This is a genomic window from Paenibacillus sp. FSL R5-0470 (genome assembly GCF_037975205.1).
Classification (GTDB): Bacteria; Bacillota; Bacilli; order Paenibacillales; family Paenibacillaceae; genus Paenibacillus_AQ.
The window spans coordinates 5408342-5431308 of the sequence record NZ_CP150238.1 but is presented as its reverse complement, the minus strand read 5'-3'; the positions used below and the strand labels follow the sequence as shown (position 1 = coordinate 5431308).

Genomic DNA, 22967 nt, shown 5'->3' with positions numbered 1-22967 from the left:
CGTTATGAACAAGGGCAAAAGCTATATTCGTATCATCACCATTATTTATGTGGCTGCTATAATACTAACGGTGTTCTCCTTTATAGGGTTAGGCTTCTCTGAATCACTGTTTCGATTCGTGATTTCGCTAGTTGCTGTTCTGCTGGCGGAGAGTGTGGTGTATGGCTATTGTATTTTTTGGCTCCGTACTGCAGGTAGTGTGCAGCGGACCTCACCCGTTCTTCTCAGCGGTGCAATCATCACGGGGATTTATGCGGTTGGAGTATTCGCATCGGCTATTGTCTTCGATTGGCTACTGGAGTTGTCCCCTCTATGGTATGCTGCGGTTCAACTGCTGATTCTTTTGATTGGTGGAATCACACTGGCTGTGATCGGGATTTATGGATGGAATGCCGGAACAGAAGAACAGCAAATACAGAGGTCCTTGCAAGCTTTTCGGCAGCATCAGAGTGAAATAAACGAGATCAGTACGCTGGCAAGCAGCTGGAACAATCCCGAAACTGAACAGCTTGTAAAATTGCTCAATAAGTTACGAGATCAATTCAAGTTCAGTGATCCTGTATCAGATCCATCTTTATATGCTACTGAGGATATCATGCATCAGCAGATCTCCCTGTTGCATGATCATGTGAAGCTTCTGCTCATGACAAATGAGCCACATGAGAACTGGCAAGCTGAAATCAACGAAATGGCCGACAGTATTAAAGCTACACTAGAGCGGCGAAATCGGGAATTAGCGGCACTTAAATAGGAGGAAATAACTACATGAACAGATTGAACATACAAGAGCCGTCACCGACCCCAGCGGGGAGTGCAGCGGTTCCTCTGATTAAATTAGACCGGACTGGGTTTGATTATGTCATTCTTGCAGCAGCTTATCTATTCACACCCATTGGACTCGTTCTTGCATTGTTACGTTTGATGCTAACCCATTATAAAAATCATCGGAGACCCACCAATCTAAATCTGATCATGCATGTATTTATCGGAGGATTTGTTGAGCTCTCTATTGCAATGTTTGTGGATACCATGAGTGGAAACACTGGAACTTCCGAATTATTAACGATCCAGATTTTCCTTGCAGTCATATTTTTGATTCCGGCACTTATTCTTGCGAGTGTGACAGCAAAAGCTAAATATACACTTTCTAAGCTTAACACTTCTTATATAGAGCTGATTCAAAATAAAAATATCCGATATGTCGGCAGTATATCTGAACGGATAGGTCAAAGCGATAGCGATGTACGGAGAGATGTCCAGTATCTAAAGAATAAAGGATTATTGGATATTGATATTGTACTTTCAGAGGGGCGCCAGACGCCAGATCCATCCATGGCAGCACCTAATCTTGTTCATTCTGGAAGGACATCAGGCTTCGGAGCTCAAGCTTCGGGACAGCAGATTCATTCTCAACCGCAGTCCTCACCGCTGCTGCCTAAGTCCATCCGTTGTCCGGGCTGCGGAGCACAGAACACGGTTCAGCCTAGTCAGTCTAAGAGCTGTGAATACTGTGGCACGATGATATCGTACAGTTAATGCCAAGGTTCTCCCTGAGCATTGTAGATATAACTTAACTAGGGGAGATAAAAGATGAGTAAATTGGATATACGAAGGCAGCCACCAACAACTGGCAAACCGATATATAAGCACGAATATGAGCGGACGGCGTTTGATTATACGACTATTGTGTTTGCGTATGTATTTGCTCCGGTTGGCTTTATATTGGCTGCCGTTCGGTTATTATCTACACATTCCAAGAGACAGCGCAAAGCAAGCAATATTAACCTGTTTTATCATGCGTGTATGGGTGCCTTTGTAGAATTGGCGATCTATTTCATTATTAGCAAGCTACTCGGTCAAATCGATTATGTCGCACTCTTGATCAGGCTGGTAATTATCTACGCATTGTTTAGGATTCCCGCCATCAAATTGTCGGTTAGGGCCGTAGGATGGAGAGAGGGATTCACCTATCTTTGCAATGACTATATCGCTTTGGTTCTTGTGGACGGCATAAGGCATATCGGCAGCCTATCCGATATTCGCGGATTCAGTGAAGAGAACGTCCGCGAGGTTTTGGAATATTTAAAAGATCAGGGAGTACTTTCTCCAGATATTGTTTATTATGAAGGACGTGTAGACAATCCATTTGTAAAATTGCCGCCGAAGCTTATTTATTCCAAACGGGCACAAGCACTGGTGCGTGCGCCTGAGAATAACCTTCGCTACCGTAACAAGCGAGACCGGACAGTGTTTGATCGAATCATCATGGCGATTGCCTATTTGTTTGCTCCGCTTGGGTTTGTACTTGCGATGCTTCGTTTTGTAAGCACTCATTATAAGAATGAGCGGAAATCATTTAACTACAAATTGCTCTATCATGTATGTATGGGAGCTTTTATGGAACTTGCCGTCCTCTTCGCCGTGGGGACCTACAAAGGGGATTTTAAGTGGTTCACTTTATTGATCATTCTGGTGGTCCTCTACTTGATCTTTATAATTCCGGCGGACAGCTTTGCAGGGAGGGCTACCTTCGCAACAGAAAACTTTGATTTTCTATGCAAGAAGTATCTCATGCTGATCATAGTGGATGATGTTAGACATATTGGTAATTTAGCTGATATCACGAAACAAAGTGAAGATGATGTACGTAGAGACCTACGGTATTTGGTGAGATGGGGGTTACTTGCTTCTGATCTTGTCTATTATGAAGGACGTGTTAAGCTCTTAGATAAACAACCGCCCAATCTTGTACATCCTGACCGGGCACAGCCCTCCGCGGCATCAGAGAACCAGCCATCATCTGGGCGGCAGTCATTACCGGAGAATAGGCCTAATCCACCTGTCCAACTGCCGAAATCCATCGTTTGTCCGAGTTGCGGTGCTAAGAGTAGAGTACTTCCTGGGCAGGATAAGATCTGTGACTATTGCGGGACGACGATTCCATACAGTTAGCGTACATACGATTGCCTGCTGCCCCCGGGAATCCGGGGGTTTTGCTGCACCGAACTCCCTGGCCTCAGAGTATACATATAAAGTTATTGCATTTTATAAGTCTTTTCCGATATAATGTCCACTAAGAAAACACAAAAGTCTTTGAGGTGAGGACGTTCGTGAAAGAACGCTATTATTTGGTCCGTGAGGACATATTACCTGATGCCGTACTTAAGACTATGCAGGTCAAACAATTGCTTGAGGCCGGGGATGCGAAGACCGTACATGAGGGTGTAGAACAGGTAGGATTGAGCCGGAGCGCTTTTTATAAATACAAGGATGGCATTCACCTGATCCATCAGCTCGAACGTGAGCGAATTGTTACGATCTCCATGGATTTGGAACATGAATCGGGGATGCTCTCCAAGGTTCTAGGATCTGTGGCGGGGCATGGGGCTAACGTGCTGACGATTCACCAGAGTATTCCCCTACAAGGACGAGCGAATGTGGTGATTTCCGTGGAAATCTCACATTTGAATGAGGAGCTCGGAGAGATGCTTGATAGTCTGAAGAATATTCCGGGAGTGAAGCGCGCCCTAATCGTTGGACAGGGATAGAGAAATTATATACGTAAAACTTTTAGGAGGATACTGATGAAGCCGGTTAAAGTAGGATTGCTGGGTCTGGGAACAGTTGGTACAGGTGTAGTTCGTATCGTGGAAGGAAATCAGGAGGATTTGAGCAGTCAAGTAGGCTCTCCAATACTCATTGAGCGCATAGCGGTGAATAATTCCAATAAGCTACGTGATATTGAGGTCGACCCTGCCAAAATAACAACAGATCCATGGGATGTTATTCGTGACCCTGAGATCGATGTAATCGTTGAAGTGATGGGTGGTATCGATGGAACAAAGGAATATATTCTTGAAGCTTTGGACCGCGGTAAACATGTCGTAACTGCGAATAAGGACTTGATGGCGCTGCACGGTTCGGAGATTCTGGCTAAGGCGCAAGAGAAGCAATGTGATGTCTTTTATGAGGCTAGTGTTGCAGGTGGTATTCCGATTATTCGGACGCTTATCGAAGGCTTTTCTTCAGATAAGATCATGAAGATTATAGGTATTGTGAATGGAACAACTAATTACATACTAACCAAAATGAGCCAAGAAGGCGCATCCTACAATGATGTGTTAAAAGAAGCGCAGGATTTAGGATATGCAGAGGCTGATCCAACTTCCGATGTTGAAGGTCTGGATGCTGCCCGCAAAATGGCGATTCTCGGGACCCTAGGCTTCCGTACTAACGTGGAGCTACATGACGTCAGTGTGAGCGGGATTTCAGAAGTGAGTAAAGCCGATATTGCCTTTGCAAAGCGTCTCGGATACGAAATCAAGCTGCTAGGCATTGCTGAACGTCAGGATGAGGAATTCAGTATCAGTGTTCAACCGACATTGATTCGAGCAAGTCATCCACTTGCATCTGTAAATGGTGTCTTCAATGCAGTTTATGTGTATGGTGAGGCAGTAGGAGAGACAATGTTCTATGGTGCGGGCGCGGGTGCAATGCCAACGGCAACTTCGGTAGTAGCTGACTTGGTAGCCATTATTAAGAACCTCAAGCTGGGTGTTAATGGATTGAAGCAGAAAGTACCTTATAAGCAGAAGAAGCTTAAGAGTGATGAGGATATCTTTTATAAAAACTTCCTACTTTTACACGTTGATGATAAAGCAGGCGTATTGGCCAAGATTACTCAGGTGTTTGCCGAGTATGACGTGAGTCTTGATTCGGTAGTTCAGCAAGCCAATCCAAATAATCCTGATGCGGAGATTATTATTGTTACCCATAACGCCAGCAAAGCAAGTATGAATAAAGTGCTGCGCCACTTTAATGAACTGAAAGTCATCCACCGGATCAAGAGTCACTACCGTGTGGAAGGTTAGCACTGTAGATGGACTATACTTTCTATATTTAAACAATGAGTAAGGAGATTGCACCTGTTATGAGTACTTATGGAGTAGCAAGGGTTAAAGTACCTGCTAGTACTGCCAATCTTGGTCCGGGCTTCGATACTCTTGGCATGGCATTGCCGCTGTATGCCTGGATTGAGATGGAGGAAGCAGAGGAGACAGTTTTTCATCTATATGGTGACGAGATGAAGGGAGTGGCTCGGGATAAGAGTAATTTACTCTATAAGGTCGCTCAAATGGTATTTGCAGAGGCTGGCGTTACGGTGCCTGAAATATCTATTTCGATGTACTCTGAGATTCCGCTTACGCGTGGACTCGGCAGCAGTGCCTCGGCCATCATTGGGGGCATGGTCGCAGCTAATACGATGATCGGCTCTCCGCTCGATGATGCCAAGCTGTTTGATATGGCTACCCAGCTTGAGAAGCATCCTGACAATGTAGGAGCTTCCTTGTTTGGTGGCATCATTACCGCAGTGTGGGATGGTGATCATGCGGATTACGTTCGCCTTGATCCACCTCAAGACCTTGAGGTTCTCGTGGTTATTCCAGAATTCGAGCTGGAAACCACAAAAGCACGGGGAGTGCTTCCAACAGAAATCTCAGTTAGTGATGCTGTGTACAACATCAGCAGAACCTCTTTAATGACAGCCTCGTTTGCATCAGGTCGGCTTGACCTGATCAGTAGAGCGATGCAGGATCGTCTGCATCAGCCCTATCGTGCAGCGCTTATTCCAGGTATGGAGAAGCTGCTCGCGGAAGCACCTAACCATGGTGCTTTAGGAATCGCACTTAGCGGTGCCGGTCCTACCCTACTGTGTTTAGTTGATCGCCATGAGACTCGTAAGCGAGAGCTTGAGGCTTTCCTGATGAATACGATGCAAGAACACGGTATCTCTGCTCAGACTTGCTGGCTGATGCCTTGTACTTCAGGTGTTACATCAGAGCTTCTTGAAAGAAACGAGATGCAAAACGTATCATTTTTGGATATGATAAAAGGAGAAGTACGGTTATGAAATCAATAGCGGTATTGCCGCAGGGCTCGGTATCTCACGAAGCGCTGCTGCATTTGTTTAACGGCGAGCCTGTAAAAATTGTGCATCACAAGCTAATTTCCGATGTCTTTCTCTCTACGGCTGGTGGCACCACTGATTACAGCGTTATCCCGATTGAGAATACTATTGAAGGCTCAGTTAGTCTACATATTGATTGGCTCATTAATGAGGTCGATCTGCCTATGCAGGCTGAATGGATCTTTCCATCGATACAGAATCTCATCGGTCACCCGCTGGAATTCAGAGATACGAACGGCAATAAGGATTTCACTAAAATTAAAAAAATCCTTTCGCATCCTGTTGCAATGGCACAATGCATGCAATTTGTTCGGAAGCATGCACCTTGGGCTGAACTGGAGTCGGTCGGAAGCACCTCTGAAGCTGTTGAAATCGTTAAGAACAATCCTGACAAGGGCTGGGCTGCGATTGGTACTGCTCTTGGCGCAGCAACTCATGGGCTGGAGATTGTTGATCGGAAAGTTACAGATCACAACAACAACTACACGCGATTTGTCCTTGTCGGTCCGCAGAAGGTTGATCTTCCACGGAGCAGCAATGGTGTAAAGACGAGTGTCCTAGTTACGCTGCCGGAGGATTTTCCCGGTGCTTTGCATCAGGTCCTCGCTGCCTTTTCTTGGCGGAAGCTGAATTTATCGCGTATTGAATCACGACCAACGAAAAAGAAGTTGGGTACTTATTATTTTTATATTGATGTGCTGGAACCGATAGAATCAGTCCTGCTGCCAGGAGCGATTGAAGAGATTAGCGCTTTAGGCTGTCAGGTTCGGATTCTGGGCTCGTATCCCACATACACCTATGAGGAAGAGAAAGCGGAGGTGCAGTAAATTCATGGCTGAACAATGGATCTATCTGGATGGACAACACGTAACTAAGGAAAATGCAAAGGTATCCGTTTTTGATCACGGTTTTTTGTATGGAGACGGCATATTTGAAGGTATTCGTATCTACAATGGTAATATTTTTAAATGTAAAGAGCATTTGGACAGACTATATGATTCGGCGAAGTCGATCATGTTGGACATTCCGCTCACTTATGACGAGATGCTGGAAGCTATGGCTGAAACGATTCGCCTTAACGACATGCGTAACGGTTATATTCGACTGATCGTATCCCGTGGTCCTGGTAACTTGGGTCTTGATCCACGCCGTTGCCCTAAAGCCAGTGTAATCATTATCGTTGAACAATTAGCTATTTACCCAGAGCAAGCGTACATTAATGGGCTTCGTGCTGTTTCTGTATCCCAACGTCGTAATATTCCGGATGCACTGAATCCGAAGATTAAATCGCTTAACTATCTCAACAATATCCTAGTGAAAATCCAGTCCAATCTGGCAGAAGCCGATGAAGCAATCATGATGAATGCTCAAGGATATGTTACTGAAGGATCTGGAGATAATATTTTCATCATCAAAAATGGTGTGGTCTTTACTCCTCCGTGCTATTTGGGAGCGCTTGAAGGAATCACACGTCTGGCGATCATCGAGTTATGTGAGAAATTGGGTATTAAGCTAAAAGAAGAACCATTCACTATGCATGATGTTTACATAGCGGATGAGGTATTCTTCACAGGTACTGCTGCTGAAGTTATTGCTGCCCGTGAAATTGACGGCCGAATCATTGGTGAAGGACAAGCAGGTCCAATCACTTTGAAATTGCTTGAAGAGTTCCGCAATGTTGTTGACAAAGATGGCTACAAGGTTTGGGAATAACAGTTAATCGTACAATTTGCTCTTTACATGCTAGTCGTGTAATGAGTATTGAATAGGCATTAGATATCCTTTCATGCATATGAAGAAGATGGCCGGAGGTCTCTGGTACATCTTTTCATGTCTCATGAAAGGATTTTTTTTATTTCAGGGATGTCATTCGCCCATGGGCTGCATAAGATGTAGTAACGAAGGAGGCGGCTGTACCGCATATAACTCTGTAAGAGAGCAATGTTCCATCCAAAGGGTGTTTGCTTTCAAATCCAGTTTTGCTGTGTAGCTGTAAGAAAGCAATACTCCACAAAACTTTTAGGAGGTTAATGCTACGTGAAAATACACATTGTCAAACAAGGCGATAGTCTGTATGCATTATCGCAAAAGTACGGAGTGCCGTTACAAAAAATTATTGAAGCTAATCCACAGATCAGTAATCCGAATGTGCTGGCACTTGGTGAAAAAGTAAAAATACCTACGGCTCCTGTATCCGTACCGGATAACAGTGAAGTTTACTACAAGCATACAGTCAAACAAGGAGATACCTTATGGAAATTATCTAAGGCGTGGGGAATCCCTTTAAAAGATATGGTTGAAGCAAACCCCCAACTGAAGAATCCGAATGTACTGATGTTAGGGGAAGTAGTCAACATTCCTAAAAAGACATCAAACGCTTCACCCGTACAGCCAGGCTACATGCCTTCTAATGCTTCTGAGAAAACACAAGTTGGCGGGAAGGAATATACGGGTCCAAAAGAACAGCCAGTAGCTGAGGTAGTTCCTGCACCAAAACCGGAAACTAAACCAGAGGTCAAACCAGAAACTAAACCGGAAGCAAAAGCAGAAAATAAACCAGAGGCAAAAGCAGAAAATAAACCAGAAGCTAAAGCGGAAACTAAACCTGCACCTAAATCATCGCCAAATATCTCGCCTTTGTACAATTCTGCACCGCACCCATCGATGAACATGGCCCCTATTAATACTCAAAATGCTGCACCTAATGCTGCGCCGAATATGCAAATGGAAGTTGCTCCTGTGCAAGAAATTGAAATGCAGAGCCTATTTGTTCAGATTACAGTTCCAAATCAAGAGCCTGTAGCTCATCATGAGGCAGCAAAAGCTGAGATAAAGCCAGTGGCTTGCAAAGAGGAAAAGGCAGATGCTTGTGACAACATGGGATATCCAGGCCTAGGAGGAAATCCTTATCTCTATGATTCTTATCAAAATAGCCCAAATATGAACATGAATTGGGCACCAAGTTATGTTCAACCGGCGTCATATGGACCTGAATGCATGTCTCCATACTACTTTTCAGAAAATATGTATTCACCTAACATGAGTCCAGAACAATGGAATCCGAATGCTGCACCTAATGTGAGTCCAGAACAATGGAATCCGAATGCTGCGCCTAATGTGAGCCCAGAACAATGGAATCCGAATGCTTGGCCTAACATGAGTCCAGAACAATGGAATCCGAATGCTGCGTCTAACGTGAGTCCAGAACAATGGAATCCGAATGCTTGGCCTAATATGAGTCCGGAACAATGGAATCCGAATGCTGCGCCTAACGTGAGTCCAGAACAATGGAATCCAAATGCTGCACCTAACAATATGGAGGCTAATGTTTCAGGGATGAACCCGATGTATGGGATGTCACCGAACCTTCCTTGGCCAACTACTTGTGGGTGTGGGGGAATGCATGTTCAACCCTATTCATATGAAATGCCCGTATATAATACCTATCCTGCATATGGAAACCCAAATGCATTCTCTGCTTATGGAGCGGGAACACCTAATCAGGGAATAGTTCCAGCATCTCCTCTTGGAGCTTTTGGCGGGCCGATAATGTCGAGTATTCCGTCTAATCCGCAGTATCCAGGTATTGGTAATTATTCGCAGCATAATCGGGTTCCGGAAATCCAAGATCCCGAAACGTTTGTACAGGACACTCCCGAAGTTGTTAGAACAGTGAGTGAGGAATCTACTTCTGGCGCTGCTCTCAAGAGCAAGGGAACTGCAACGAAGGAAACGGCATCAAAAGCAAAGACCTCGAGTCAAAACAGCAGTAAGAAAAACAATACAGGTGTGAAGTCTCAACGTTCAAATGCTGGTGGTCGTACAGAGAGCTCAAAGAAACGCAGAAATCCGTGGATTTCTAATTAATACAGTTCTGAACTAACATCCAATCTCTATTTAACGTGTAGGTTCTGATTATTAGAATCTGCACGTTTTTTATGAGAAGATGGGAACGAGAAGTAGGACTGAGGCGAAAGTATTTATTTATGTTTTTTGAATTTAGGGGTTGTTTTTAAAGTGGGTTATATGTTACATTATAAATCCAGTCGCAAAGAGGAGATATAAACTTTCGGTTGGTGAATGTTAATCCGGATGAAATTACAAAAGACTTTGAAAAAAAGTGTTGCAATTCATCGGAAAACATGATATATTATAAAAGTTGCTGCTGAGACATTAAACGGCGCCAACGAGAACTTGATCTTTGAAAACTGAACAACGAGTGAGCAGGAAATCACGAAAGTGAAATCCAAAATTAGAGAATTAATTTTCTCGTCAGATGTTTCAAAATGAGCATATCGCTCTTTTCAATACTAATTGGAGAGTTTGATCCTGGCTCAGGACGAACGCTGGCGGCGTGCCTAATACATGCAAGTCGAGCGGAGTCACTTTGAAAGCTTGCTTTCAAAATAACTTAGCGGCGGACGGGTGAGTAACACGTAGGCAACCTGCCCCTTAGACTGGGATAACTACCGGAAACGGTAGCTAATACCGGATAATTTCTTTTTTCTCCTGAAGGAAGAATGAAAGACGGAGCAATCTGTCACTGAGGGATGGGCCTGCGGCGCATTAGCTAGTTGGTGGGGTAACGGCCCACCAAGGCGACGATGCGTAGCCGACCTGAGAGGGTGAACGGCCACACTGGGACTGAGACACGGCCCAGACTCCTACGGGAGGCAGCAGTAGGGAATCTTCCGCAATGGACGAAAGTCTGACGGAGCAACGCCGCGTGAGTGATGAAGGTTTTCGGATCGTAAAGCTCTGTTGCCAGGGAAGAACGTCCGGTAGAGTAACTGCTACCGGAGTGACGGTACCTGAGAAGAAAGCCCCGGCTAACTACGTGCCAGCAGCCGCGGTAATACGTAGGGGGCAAGCGTTGTCCGGAATTATTGGGCGTAAAGCGCGCGCAGGCGGTCATTTAAGTCTGGTGTTTAAACCTTGGGCTCAACCTGAGGTCGCACTGGAAACTGGGTGACTTGAGTACAGAAGAGGAAAGTGGAATTCCACGTGTAGCGGTGAAATGCGTAGATATGTGGAGGAACACCAGTGGCGAAGGCGACTTTCTGGGCTGTAACTGACGCTGAGGCGCGAAAGCGTGGGGAGCAAACAGGATTAGATACCCTGGTAGTCCACGCCGTAAACGATGAGTGCTAGGTGTTAGGGGTTTCGATACCCTTGGTGCCGAAGTTAACACAGTAAGCACTCCGCCTGGGGAGTACGGTCGCAAGACTGAAACTCAAAGGAATTGACGGGGACCCGCACAAGCAGTGGAGTATGTGGTTTAATTCGAAGCAACGCGAAGAACCTTACCAGGTCTTGACATCCCTCTGAATCCACTAGAGATAGTGGCGGCCTTCGGGACAGAGGAGACAGGTGGTGCATGGTTGTCGTCAGCTCGTGTCGTGAGATGTTGGGTTAAGTCCCGCAACGAGCGCAACCCTTAACTTTAGTTGCCAGCAAGTAATGTTGGGCACTCTAGAGTGACTGCCGGTGACAAACCGGAGGAAGGTGGGGATGACGTCAAATCATCATGCCCCTTATGACCTGGGCTACACACGTACTACAATGGCCGGTACAACGGGAAGCGAAACCGCGAGGTGAAGCCAATCCCATCAAAGCCGGTCTCAGTTCGGATTGCAGGCTGCAACTCGCCTGCATGAAGTCGGAATTGCTAGTAATCGCGGATCAGCATGCCGCGGTGAATACGTTCCCGGGTCTTGTACACACCGCCCGTCACACCACGAGAGTTTACAACACCCGAAGTCGGTGGGGTAACCCGCAAGGGAGCCAGCCGCCGAAGGTGGGGTAGATGATTGGGGTGAAGTCGTAACAAGGTAGCCGTATCGGAAGGTGCGGCTGGATCACCTCCTTTCTATGGAGAATCGTCTTCTGCAATGAAGACATTCAAATCGGAAGTTAAACTTCCACAACTCACTCGTTGCTCAGTTTTGAGAGTTTAAGCTCTCAGGTAAGACTTGATCCTTGAAAACTGGATACCGAAACGAATTTGCGTTTTAGAACATCTTTTAGCAACTTGTGTAAACAAGTAAATGTTATTAGTGAGATTTTTCTTAGGAAAAATCAAGGTTAAGCTAATAAGAGCACACGGAGGATGCCTAGGCGCCAGGAGCCGACGAAGGACGTGGCGAACAACGAAACTGCCTCGGGGAGCTGTAAGCAAGCTTTGATCCGGGGGTGTCCGAATGGGGAAACCCAGCTGTGGTAATTCGCAGTTACTCATCTCTGAACACATAGGAGATGTAGAGGCAGACCAGGGGAACTGAAACATCTAAGTACCCTGAGGAAGAGAAAACAATAGTGATTCCGTCAGTAGCGGCGAGCGAACGCGGAACAGCCTAAACCTAAGAGCTTGCTCTTAGGGGTTGTGGGACGTCTCACATGGAGTTACAAAGGAATATGGTAGGTGAAGAGGTCTGGAAAGGCCCGCGATAGAGGTAAAAGCCCTGTAACCTAAACTGTGTTCTCTCCGAGACGGATCCCGAGTAGTGCGGGGCACGTGAAACCCCGTATGAATCCAGCAGGACCATCTGCTAAGGCTAAATACTACCTGGCGACCGATAGTGAAACAGTACCGTGAGGGAAAGGTGAAAAGCACCCCGGAAGGGGAGTGAAATAGAACCTGAAACCGTGTGCTTACAAAAAGTCAGAGCCCTATTAATGGGTGATGGCGTGCCTTTTGTAGAATGAACCGGCGAGTTACGTTTAACATGCAAGGTTAAGTCGAGAAGACGGAGCCGTAGCGAAAGCGAGTCTGAATAGGGCGATTGAGTATGTGGACGTAGACCCGAAACCGTGTGATCTACCCCTGTCCAGGGTGAAGGTGCGGTAACACGCACTGGAGGCCCGAACCCACGCATGTTGAAAAATGCGGGGATGAGGTGGGGGTAGCGGAGAAATTCCAATCGAACTCGGAGATAGCTGGTTCTCCCCGAAATAGCTTTAGGGCTAGCCTCGGTATAAGAGTAGTGGAGGTAGAGCACTGATTGGGTGCGGGGTCCGCAAGGATTACCAAGCTCAGTCAAACTCCGAATGCCATATACTTATTGCCGGGAGTCAGACAGTGAGTGCTAAGATCCATTGTCAAAAGGGAAACAGCCCAGACCATCAGCTAAGGTCCCCAAGTGTGTGTTAAGTGGGAAAGGATGTGGAGTTGCACAGACAACCAGGATGTTGGCTTAGAAGCAGCCACCATTGAAAGAGTGCGTAATAGCTCACTGGTCGAGTGACTCTGCGCCGAAAATGTAACGGGGCTAAACACACCACCGAAGCTATGGCTAGATACGTATGTATCTGGGGTAGGGGAGCGTTGTATGTGGGTTGAAGGTGTACCGTAAGGAGCGCTGGACAGCATACAAGTGAGAATGCCGGTATGAGTAACGAAAAGATCAGTGAGAATCTGATCCGCCGAAAGCCCAAGGTTTCCTGAGGAAGGCTCGTCCGCTCAGGGTAAGTCGGGACCTAAGGCGAGGCCGAAAGGCGTAGTCGAAGGACAACAGTTTGAAATTACTGTACCACCGTAATCCGCTATGAGCGATGGGGTGACGCAGGAGGGTAGTGACGCGGACTGATGGATATGTCCGTCTAAGCAGTGAGGCTGATGTGTAGGCAAATCCGCACATCATTAAGGCTGGGCTGTGATGGGGAGCGAAAATTATAGTAGCGAAGGTCATGATCTCACACTGCCAAGAAAAGCCTCTAGCCAGGAGAAGGTGCCCGTACCGCAAACCGACACAGGTAGGCGAGAAGAGAATTCTAAGGCGCGCGGAAGAACTCTCGTTAAGGAACTCGGCAAAATGACCCCGTAACTTCGGGAGAAGGGGTGCCCCGGTAGTGTGAATAGCACGAGGGGGCCGCAGTGAAAAGGCCCAAGCGACTGTTTAGCAAAAACACAGGTCTGTGCGAAGCCGCAAGGCGAAGTATACGGGCTGACGCCTGCCCGGTGCTGGAAGGTTAAGGGGAGTGGTTAGGGGTAACCCGAAGCTATGAACCGAAGCCCCAGTAAACGGCGGCCGTAACTATAACGGTCCTAAGGTAGCGAAATTCCTTGTCAGGTAAATTCTGACCCGCACGAATGGCGTAACGACTTGGGCGCTGTCTCAACGAGAGATCCGGTGAAATTTTAATACCTGTGAAGATGCAGGTTACCCGCGACAAGACGGAAAGACCCCATGGAGCTTTACTGCAGCTTGATATTGAATTTGGGTACGATCTGTACAGGATAGGTGGGAGCCGTAGAAATCGGAGCGCAAGCTTCGGTGGAGGCGCCGTTGGGATACCACCCTGATCGTATCTAGGTTCTAACCTAGTACCCTTACCGGGTACGGGGACCGTGTCAGGCGGGCAGTTTGACTGGGGCGGTCGCCTCCTAAAGAGTAACGGAGGCGTTCCAAGGTTCCCTCAGAATGGTTGGAAATCATTCGAAGAGTGCAAAGGCATAAGGGAGCTTGACTGCGAGACCTACAAGTCGAGCAGGGACGAAAGTCGGACTTAGTGATCCGGTGGTACCGCATGGAAGGGCCATCGCTCAACGGATAAAAGCTACCCTGGGGATAACAGGCTTATCTCCCCCAAGAGTCCACATCGACGGGGAGGTTTGGCACCTCGATGTCGGCTCATCGCATCCTGGGGCTGAAGTAGGTCCCAAGGGTTGGGCTGTTCGCCCATTAAAGCGGTACGCGAGCTGGGTTCAGAACGTCGTGAGACAGTTCGGTCCCTATCTGTCGTGGGCGCAGGAAATTTGAGAGGAGCTGTCCTTAGTACGAGAGGACCGGGATGGACGTACCGCTGGTGCACCAGTTGTTTCGCCAGAAGCATGGCTGGGTAGCTACGTACGGACGGGATAAGCGCTGAAAGCATCTAAGCGTGAAGCCCCCCTCAAGATGAGATTTCCCAATTAGTAAGACCCCTTGAAGACGACGAGGTAGATAGGTTGGAGGTGGAAGTGCAGTAATGCATGGAGCTGACCAATACTAATCGGTCGAGGGCTTATCCTATACTTAATACGCAAATTCAATTCGGATTCAGTTTTCAGGCATCAAGCCTGTAACACGCTTAGAAATTCATTCTCACTACTGGTGATGAACGAAATTTCACGCGGCAGCGTCTGTTTCACAGACGCATGTTTGGTGGCGATAGCGGAGGGGTTCCACGCGTACCCATCCCGAACACGACCGTTAAGCCCTCCAGCGCCGATGGTACTTGGACCGAAGGGTCCTGGGAGAGTAGGACGTTGCCAAGCACGCAAGACCACTGTTGAGTAATCGACAGTGGTCTTTTTGTTGTGCATTGTAGAGTGAATTTGCTTGTAAGGGTTTTTATGATAAAGTGGTTTAATAGAGTCACTAATAAATTATTCATGGGGGAAAGATCTTGATTATATGGATCAATGGAGCTTTTGGTGCGGGGAAGACAGAAACTGCATATGAATTACATCGCAGACTTCCTGATTCTTTTGTATACGATCCAGAGAATGTAGGGTATTACATAAGAGCAAACATTCCCGATGTGATGACAAAAAGTGATTTTCAGGACTATTATCTTTGGCGTGAAATTAACCATTCCATGTTAAAATACATAGCTAGCGAATATAGGGGAACGATTATCGTACCTATGACCATAGTCAACCCAGAATATTGGATGGACATTGCTGGTAATCTAATAAATGAGGGATTAGAGGTTCATCATTTTACTTTGTGTGCCTCACGAGAGACGCTGCTCAAGAGATTGGGTGGTAGAGGTGAAGGGAATGACTCGTGGGCCGTTCAACAGATCGACAGATGCCTCACAGGGCTTAACAAGGACGTATTCAAAGACCATTTAGACACAAATAACCTGACTACTCTAGGAGTCGTAAAGATGATAGCTAGTAAGCTTGATATCACTTTAACGCCTATTATAGAAGAAAAGTGAAAATATATTAATTTAGGTATTGCTATACTTCGAAATACATGATATAATCTTTTTTGTTGTCAAAACATTTTGTTTTCAATACGGCCCGTTGGTCAAGGGGTTAAGACACCTCCCTTTCACGGAGGTAACATGGGTTCGAATCCCATACGGGTCACCAATTTCTTTGAAACGTAATTGTTCTTCTGAAATAAAATGTTGCATTACAGGTTGGATTGTGTTATGATAATTGAGTTGCTTCTTTACATGGAGGCTTAGCTCAGCTGGGAGAGCATCTGCCTTACAAGCAGAGGGTCGGGGGTTCGATCCCCTCAGCCTCCACCATTAAGCTTTCTTATGGTAATGAATAGCTAAATATTTTTAATGACGCGGGGTGGAGCAGCCCGGTAGCTCGTCGGGCTCATAACCCGAAGGCCGCAGGTTCAAATCCTGCCCCCGCAACCAATTTTCATCAAGCAATTATATCTTTTGGAACCGTGGTGTAGTTGGCCTAACATGCCTGCCTGTCACGCAGGAGATCGCGAGTTCGAATCTCGTCGGTTCCGCCATTTTTCTTGCTTCATGAGCCATTAGCTCAGTTGGTAGAGCACCTGACTTTTAATCAGGGTGTCGAAGGTTCGAGTCCTTCATGGCTCACTTCTTAAGTGAGTCGGACACTAATACATACCGTGTGCGGACGTGGCTCAGCGGTAGAGCATCGCCTTGCCAAGGCGAGGGTCGCGGGTTCGATTCCCGTCGTCCGCTCCATATAAATTTTGCGCCCTTAGCTCAGCTGGATAGAGCGTTTGACTACGAATCAAAAGGCCGGGAGTTCGAATCTCTCAGGGCGCGCCATATTTTAACTTCATACTTTGCCGGCGTGGCGGAATGGCAGACGCGCTCGACTCAAAATCGAGAGGGAAACCGTGGAGGTTCGAGTCCTCTCGCCGGTATCAATTAGCAAGCGAAGCTCTTATGCGTTAAGCTAAGGGCTTTTGCTTTTCAAGTATAGTAAGGTAAATCATTATATTGTGGACTCTTAGCTCAGTTGGTAGAGCAGTAGACTCTTAATCTATTTGTCCAGGGTTCGAGCCCCTGAGAGTCCATCCTTAAAAGAAACGGCAGAGATGCCGTTTCTTTTTTTATAAGAGTTATACGGTTTCAATTATAGTCACAAAAAAAGCCACAAAGTACGATATTAGCGTACTTTGTGGCTTTTGATATTTATGGAAGGATATTACCCGCAGCGCGGTAAATTTCATACCATTCTGGTCTGGTGAGTGTAATATCGGATGCTTTGGCAATATCCCGCAATCGCTGCGTATTGGTTGTACCTACAACAGGCTGCATATTTGCCGGATGTCTGAGAATCCAGGCAATGGCAATAGCGGTATTGGAAACCTCTTTTTCAGCTGCTAAGCGGTTAATGACCTCGTTCAATTCAGGGAACTTGTCGTTGTCCAAGAATACACCTTCAAAGAACCCATATTGGAAAGGTGACCATGGCTGAATGGTCATGTCGTGTAGACGGCTGTACTCTAAGATCCCGCCGTCATGAACAACCGAACCGGAGTTAGTCATATTCACATTGAAGCCGGTATCAATCATACCCGTAAACATAATGCTCAATTGCAGCTGGTTGAACAGCAGCGGTTGCTTTACATTTTTCTTAAGTAGCTCGATTTGTAACGGGTTCTGGTTGCTGACACCAAAATGCTTGACCAATCCCTTGCTCTCCAGAATGTCAAAAGCCTCAGCCACTTCTTCCGGCTCGAACAGCGTGTCAGGACGGTGAAGTAAGAGCACATCGATATAATCGGTCTTCAAGCGTTTTAGGCTACCCTCCACGGATTGTAGGATATGCTCTTTGGAAAAATCAAAATAGCCCTTGCGGATTCCGCATTTGGTTTGGATCAGCATTTTATCACGCATACCAGGATTGTTCTGAAGTACCCCTGCGAATACCTCTTCAGCTTTGCCGTCCGCATAAATGTCGGCATGATCAAAGAAGTCTATTCCGAGCTCCAACGCACTATGTACATGTGTATCAGCCTCTTTTGCAGACAAATCCGCAATCCGCATACAGCCCAGCGAAATTTGGGATACGTCAAGTACACCATTCGCTACACTAATTTTCTTAACCATGAGTGATTCACTCCTTAGAATGTAAGTTAGAACTTGCAGTATTCTATCAAACCATATCACAAAGTGGGAGGCTAAGCCAATATGCCCTACGACGTATAGGTAGGTTGTAAGCAAAGTACAAAAAAGAGGCCGCCACATCAGTAGACTTCACTACTTTTGCAGACAACCTCTTTGTTTATACATCCAGAATTAGCATATGGATGTATTCAGAATCATTTTAATACATATTCGGAATGTCGACATTAGGATCAATATCTGCTTCGTAGTCTACGCCATCTGTTCTAAAGCCAAACAGATTGAAGAAATCTTGGCGGTAGCCTTCAAGATCTGCCAGCTCACCTGCATTATCAGTTGTCAGCTCGTCCCAACGTTTCATAACCTCTGTCTGAACGTCCTCACGCATTTCCCAGTCGTCAATGCGGATCAAGCAGCTGCCGTCAGCAGTAGCCTTGCCTTCACCGTATAGGTGCTCAGAGAACAAGCGATACATTTGTTCAATACAGTTCTCGTGCAGGCCTTTTTCCTTCATCACTTCATAAAGTGCAGAGATATAAAGGGGTACTACAGGAATAGCTGAGCTGGACTGAGTTACGAGCGCCTTATTAACGGATACAAAGGCACGTCCGCCTTTTGATGAAAGAAGGTCATTCATTTGGATCGCAGTCTGTTCCAGATCGTGCTTGGCTTGGCCAATTGTTCCGTCCCGATAGATAGGGTGAGTGATTTCAGGCCCGATGTAGGAGTAAGCAACGGTAGTAGCACCATCTGCAAGGACATCAGCTGCTTGAAGCTGATCGATCCACATTCTCCAGTCTTCGCCTCCCATTACAGCGATGGTCTGACGTACTTCCTCTTCATTAGCAGGCTCAATGGTGGTCATGGATACTTCGCCTGTATGGAAGTTCAAGGTTTTATTCGAATAAGCTGTTCCCACCGGTTTAATAACGGAGGAGAAGGTTTCTCCTGTTACCGGATGGGTACGACGAGGTGAAGCGACACTATAAATAACTAAATCGATGGTGCCATATTCAGCTTTAATCAGTGCAATGGTCTTCTCTTTAATCGCATCAGAGAAGGCATCGCCAACTATGCTGTGTGATTTAAGTCCAAGCTCTGCTGCTTGTTGTTCAAAGGCAGCGGAGTTGTACCAGCCTGCAGATGCGGTGCGCTGACCTTCCGCAGCCTTATCGAAGAACACACCAATGGTATTGGCGCCAGCACCAAAAGCAGCTGAAATTCTAGAAGCCAGTCCGTATCCGGTAGAGGCACCGATGACAAGTACATTCGCAGGTCCCTCAATTTTCTTTTGTGCTTTTACATATTCAATTTGTTGTTCTATTTGTTTGGCGCATCCCTCTGGATGGGCTGTTGTGCATATAAATCCGCGTGTTTTAGGTTGAATAATCATCAAGGAATTCCCCTTTGTATAAAAATTTAAGTCTACTGATACACAGAGAAAGTATAGCAAACAATATTTACTAATACAAAGAATTTAGGATATTCGGTAAGAATCCGCTACCCTGTATTTTTGTTTGTTAGCTAGCTGTGCTATCGAGTCTTGATCATTTATTAAGGCTTGCGGACTCCAGTGACGCTATTCCTTAGAAAAGGGGCTGCCCCAGTAGCCATTTCATGACTTCAAGGACAACCCCCTTTACATTACTTACATATAAGGATCTATTACGTACGGAAGATTGAATCAATCGCTTTGATCTCATCTGGTGTCAGCTGAACTTTTAGAGTCTGGAGATTCGATACGATCTGTTCCGGACGTTTAGCTCCGGGAATAAGTGCGTCGATGGAAGGTACGGTCAAATACCAGGCTAGCACCACATGTGCGACTTCAACACCTTTGGAATCGGCAATTTGGCGAACCTTGTCCACCTTCTCCAGGTTTTTGGCAAAGGTCGCTCCTTGAAACATTGGGTTGTTCTTTCTATTGTCGCTGAACGTATCCCCTTGCTTATACTTGCCGCCAAGAAGGCCGGACGCGAGTGGGAAGTAAGGAACGAAAGAAATGCCAAGCTCCTGCGTGTAAGGGAGCAGTTCTTTTTCTGCATCACGGTGCAGCAGGTTGTAATGGGATTGGAGAACATCCACATGCCCGTCCTTATTGGCTTCTCTCAGCTGTTCAATGGAGAAGTTGGAGACCCCAATCGCTTTGATCTTTCCTTCATCCTTCAGCTTCTTAAGCTCGCCAACAGCTTCATCCTTAGGAGTGCTTTCATCAGGGAAATGAATATAGTAAAGATCGATATAATCGGTCTGGAGGCGTTTCAAGCTGTCTTCCACAGACTGTCTTAGAAAAGCTGGAGAGTTGTCGATCGTAACCTTATCGCCAGTAATCTTGTGAGCGCCCTTAGTAGCAATAACCACATTGTCACGGCCGCCTCTTTCTCTCAGCACTTCTCCAATAAGTTCCTCGGATCTACCTGGACCATAGATAAAAGCGGTATCAATGAAATTGATCCCATGGTCAAGAGCGTTGCGAACGATGTCTTTACCAGTCTCATCATTTAAGCCGGGAAATAAATTATGCCCACCAACAGCATTGGCACCCAGTCCGAGAGGGAGTACCTGCAAATTTGTTCTACCTAAAGTTATTTTACTAGACATAATCAATCATCAGCTCCTTAAAATAGAATATGAACTATATTAAGTATAGCTAATAGCCCGTGGTAAGACAAATTGCTGATTTCCAGCTTTATACATGAATATTTAAAGCGTATAAGTTATGATATAAAGAATAATTTTGCGTTCCCACATTTGTTGCCACAATGAAGTAAAGGAGGTTTGTCTTATGCTAGTTATTAATCAAAATGAAGTGGCTGAGCTATTAGCAATGGAGTCTTGCATCACAGTGATGGAATCCGTTTTGAAGGACTTGTCCGCAGGACAAGCCATACAGAGCTTAAGACAAGTACTCCCGCTGCACCAAGGCAATCTGATTGGCTTAATGCCGGGCTTTTTGCAGAGTGAAGAAGTAGCAGGTGCCAAAATCATCAGTGTGTTTCCAAGCAACCATGGCTTAGGTTTACCTTCGCATCAAGGCCTTGTTACGTTATTCGATTCTTCTACCGGTATTCTGAAAGCTGTAGTAGATGGACAGAAGATTACCGCAATTCGCACAGCGGCTGTTAGCGCAGTAGCCACTCGTTATCTGGCTAGAGAAGATGCAGAGGTGCTTGCCATTCTAGGTACCGGCGAGCAAGCCAAAAGCCATCTGGAAGCGATGCTACTGGTTCGATCGATTCGTGAGGTCAGAGTTTGGAGTAGAACACTTGCAAAGGCAAGAGATTTCCAAGCAGAAATGAGCCGTAAATATGGTGTGGACATCCTTGTGGCTGAGTCTATTCAAGAGGCAGTTAATCCAGCAGATATCATTTGTACCGTAACAGCATCCACAGAGCCTGTGCTCAAAGGGGAATGGCTGAAGCCTGGAGTACATATCAATGCGGTTGGAGCCTGCAGAGCAGCGGATCGTGAGCTGGATTCGGAGACCGTACGGTTAGCTAAGTTATATGTAGACCGATTGGAATCCGCGCATAATGAATCTGGGGATTATTTAATTCCGCTGAACGAAGGCGTGATTACTTCAGGCCATATTATCGGTGAAATCGGTGAACTGATCAGCGGGAATATTGAGGGCAGAGCTACAGCTGATGAGATCACTCTTTTTAAAGGACTAGGACTTGCAATAGAGGATTTAGCAGCAGCCAACTTCATTTATAATGAAGCTGTTAAATTACAAAAAGGCATTGAAATTGCATTCTAAGGAGCGACCACATGATGAGCACATATGAAGGTTTGTATGATTTCAAGTTGACGGAGCAAGACGAAGAGCGGGCCGTACATTTGCATGAGCAGAACATTAATATTGATTTGCTATTTCAAGGTCCCTTATCTCCAAACGCAATTCCAGAGTCTGTGTCTAAAAAAATAAAAGAGCTGTGTGAGCCCTATAAAGATGAGCCGATGATATATAGCAGCATGCCAGCAAAAATGATCACAAAGCTGTTGGCCAGCGGTGAGATCCCCGAGTATAAAAGTGAATGGTATAAATCGGGAATTACCGCGGGTAACCGGGAACTTCACTTAGAATCTTTAGAAAGCATGGTCACTAGCATGGCTGAAGTTCAGCTTCAGTTCGACTCCGCAGATTGGTTAGTAAAAGCATTAACCGCAGAGGACATTCGTTCAGCCAAGCGTAATGGGCATAAAGCGGGTATTATCACGGCACAAGAAACAGATGGCCTGGGTACCAATCTGGACCTATTAGATGTGTTACATAATTTTGGCTTAAGAATTTTACAATTAACTTATAACAATCAGAATCAGGTCGGTGCAGGTTGTGCAGAACAGTCGAACGCTGGGATTACGAATTATGGAAAAAGATTCATTGAGCGTTTGAACAAGCTCGGGATCATTGTAGATACGGGACATTGTGGAAAACAGACCACGCTCGATGCTTGTCAGTATTCTAAGACTCCAGTCATTGCTTCACACACGGGTGTAGAGGCTATCTATCCACATATGCGCTGTAAAAGTGATGAAGAGATTATCGCGATAGCGAAGACGGGTGGAGTCATCGGTATTTTTGCTATGCCGTGGTTTGTTCATGAAGATCCTAACCATACGACCATTGATCATGTGCTGGATCATATCGAATATGTGATTCGGCTTGTAGGCGTGGATCATGTCGGGATTGGAACGGATTGGCCGATGAGCGATGTGCTCTGGTCATTGGTTTATTTTAAAGAACATATTGCACCTAAGCTAGGATTTGCCAAAGGAGACGGACCTTCTACTGAAACCGTTGCTGGGCTTGAAAAATATAGCTATTTTATCAACTTTACTAGAGGTCTAGTGGCTCGCGGTTATAAGGATGAGGATATTGCAAAGATTATGGGTGGCAACTGGCTGCGTGTATTTGAAGAAATTTGGAGATAGG

15 protein-coding genes, 9 tRNA genes and 3 rRNA genes are annotated in these 22967 nt (G+C 46.0%); 24 read left to right on the top strand and 3 right to left on the bottom strand.

Annotation, left to right across the window (positions count from 1 at the left end):
- The first annotated feature begins 4 nt into the window (after positions 1–4).
- The 22 genes from MKY99_RS24070 (at position 5) to MKY99_RS23965 (ending at position 16977) form a co-directional block, all read left to right on the top strand.
- Positions 5–751 carry a hypothetical protein gene (locus tag MKY99_RS24070; protein ID WP_339266715.1) on the top strand — a complete coding sequence of 249 codons (747 nt, stop codon included), beginning with the start codon at positions 5–7 and terminating at the stop codon, positions 749–751.
- A 14-nt stretch (positions 752–765) separates the two neighbouring features.
- Positions 766–1536 (top strand): hypothetical protein, encoded by a 771-nt coding sequence (locus MKY99_RS24065; RefSeq protein ID WP_339266713.1) that lies wholly within the window; start codon positions 766–768, stop codon positions 1534–1536.
- A gap of 54 nt (positions 1537–1590) precedes the next feature.
- Entirely contained in the window at positions 1591–2952 is a 1362-nt protein-coding gene (locus MKY99_RS24060; RefSeq protein ID WP_339266711.1) for a hypothetical protein, read from the top strand.
- Positions 2953–3110: 158 nt separating this feature from the next.
- The gene (locus MKY99_RS24055) at positions 3111–3548 is read left to right on the top strand and encodes an ACT domain-containing protein (RefSeq protein WP_042130552.1); all 438 of its coding nucleotides are present in this window, start codon (positions 3111–3113) and stop codon (positions 3546–3548) included.
- Positions 3549–3584: 36 nt separating this feature from the next.
- Positions 3585–4871: a homoserine dehydrogenase gene (locus MKY99_RS24050; protein ID WP_042191151.1), complete on the top strand. Its 1287-nt coding sequence runs from the start codon at positions 3585–3587 to the stop codon at positions 4869–4871.
- 35 nt (positions 4872–4906) lie between these two features.
- A complete protein-coding gene (gene thrB / locus MKY99_RS24045; protein ID WP_339266708.1) occupies positions 4907–5911 on the top strand; it encodes a homoserine kinase in 1005 nt (334 codons plus the stop codon).
- The gene (pheA, locus tag MKY99_RS24040; RefSeq protein WP_042191147.1) at positions 5908–6795 is read left to right on the top strand and encodes a prephenate dehydratase; all 888 of its coding nucleotides are present in this window, start codon (positions 5908–5910) and stop codon (positions 6793–6795) included. Before thrB ends, pheA begins: the two co-directional genes overlap by 4 nt.
- A 4-nt stretch (positions 6796–6799) precedes the next feature.
- Complete coding sequence (gene ilvE / locus MKY99_RS24035) at positions 6800–7681, top strand: branched-chain-amino-acid transaminase (RefSeq protein WP_042191145.1); 882 nt, start codon at positions 6800–6802, stop codon at positions 7679–7681.
- A 324-nt stretch (positions 7682–8005) separates the two neighbouring features.
- Complete coding sequence (locus tag MKY99_RS24030) at positions 8006–9835, top strand: LysM peptidoglycan-binding domain-containing protein (RefSeq protein ID WP_339266705.1); 1830 nt, start codon at positions 8006–8008, stop codon at positions 9833–9835.
- Between the two features lie 444 nt (positions 9836–10279).
- Positions 10280–11837, top strand: a 16S ribosomal RNA gene (locus tag MKY99_RS24025).
- 213 nt (positions 11838–12050) lie between these two features.
- Positions 12051–14979, top strand: a 23S ribosomal RNA gene (locus MKY99_RS24020).
- A gap of 128 nt (positions 14980–15107) precedes the next feature.
- A 5S ribosomal RNA gene (gene rrf / locus MKY99_RS24015) occupies positions 15108–15224 on the top strand.
- The 16S, 23S and 5S rRNA genes sit together here, the layout of an rRNA operon.
- Positions 15225–15355: 131 nt before the next feature.
- The gene (locus tag MKY99_RS24010; protein WP_076287119.1) at positions 15356–15895 is read left to right on the top strand and encodes an AAA family ATPase; all 540 of its coding nucleotides are present in this window, start codon (positions 15356–15358) and stop codon (positions 15893–15895) included.
- An 82-nt stretch (positions 15896–15977) separates the two neighbouring features.
- Positions 15978–16052: transfer RNA gene (locus MKY99_RS24005), tRNA-Glu, on the top strand.
- An 88-nt stretch (positions 16053–16140) separates the two neighbouring features.
- Positions 16141–16216: transfer RNA gene (locus MKY99_RS24000), tRNA-Val, on the top strand.
- Between the two features lie 43 nt (positions 16217–16259).
- Positions 16260–16336 (top strand) — tRNA-Met (locus MKY99_RS23995).
- Between the two features lie 26 nt (positions 16337–16362).
- Positions 16363–16440 (top strand) — tRNA-Asp (locus tag MKY99_RS23990).
- A gap of 15 nt (positions 16441–16455) precedes the next feature.
- Positions 16456–16528, top strand: a tRNA-Lys gene (locus tag MKY99_RS23985).
- Positions 16529–16564: 36 nt separating this feature from the next.
- A tRNA-Gly gene (locus tag MKY99_RS23980) sits at positions 16565–16639 on the top strand.
- A 10-nt stretch (positions 16640–16649) separates the two neighbouring features.
- A tRNA-Arg gene (locus tag MKY99_RS23975) sits at positions 16650–16726 on the top strand.
- A 19-nt stretch (positions 16727–16745) separates the two neighbouring features.
- A tRNA-Leu gene (locus tag MKY99_RS23970) sits at positions 16746–16824 on the top strand.
- A gap of 80 nt (positions 16825–16904) precedes the next feature.
- Positions 16905–16977: transfer RNA gene (locus MKY99_RS23965), tRNA-Lys, on the top strand.
- Positions 16978–17095: 118 nt separating this feature from the next.
- Here MKY99_RS23965 and MKY99_RS23960 read toward each other — a convergent pair.
- The 3 genes from MKY99_RS23960 to MKY99_RS23950 form a co-directional block, all read right to left on the bottom strand.
- Positions 17096–18016: an aldo/keto reductase gene (locus MKY99_RS23960; RefSeq protein ID WP_339266703.1), complete on the bottom strand. Its 921-nt coding sequence runs from the start codon at positions 18014–18016 to the stop codon at positions 17096–17098.
- A gap of 217 nt (positions 18017–18233) precedes the next feature.
- Positions 18234–19424 (bottom strand): enoyl-ACP reductase FabV, encoded by a 1191-nt coding sequence (gene fabV / locus MKY99_RS23955; RefSeq protein WP_076284851.1) that lies wholly within the window; start codon positions 19422–19424, stop codon positions 18234–18236.
- Between the two features lie 272 nt (positions 19425–19696).
- Complete coding sequence (locus MKY99_RS23950; protein ID WP_339266701.1) at positions 19697–20632, bottom strand: aldo/keto reductase; 936 nt, start codon at positions 20630–20632, stop codon at positions 19697–19699.
- A 184-nt stretch (positions 20633–20816) separates the two neighbouring features.
- Here MKY99_RS23950 and MKY99_RS23945 point away from each other — a divergent pair, with 184 nt between their 5' ends.
- Together MKY99_RS23945 and MKY99_RS23940 are read left to right on the top strand one after the other, a co-directional pair.
- Positions 20817–21791 carry an ornithine cyclodeaminase family protein gene (locus MKY99_RS23945; RefSeq protein ID WP_076284849.1) on the top strand — a complete coding sequence of 325 codons (975 nt, stop codon included), beginning with the start codon at positions 20817–20819 and terminating at the stop codon, positions 21789–21791.
- Between the two features lie 11 nt (positions 21792–21802).
- Positions 21803–22966: a membrane dipeptidase gene (locus tag MKY99_RS23940; protein WP_339266699.1), complete on the top strand. Its 1164-nt coding sequence runs from the start codon at positions 21803–21805 to the stop codon at positions 22964–22966.
- Position 22967 lies beyond the last annotated feature (1 nt).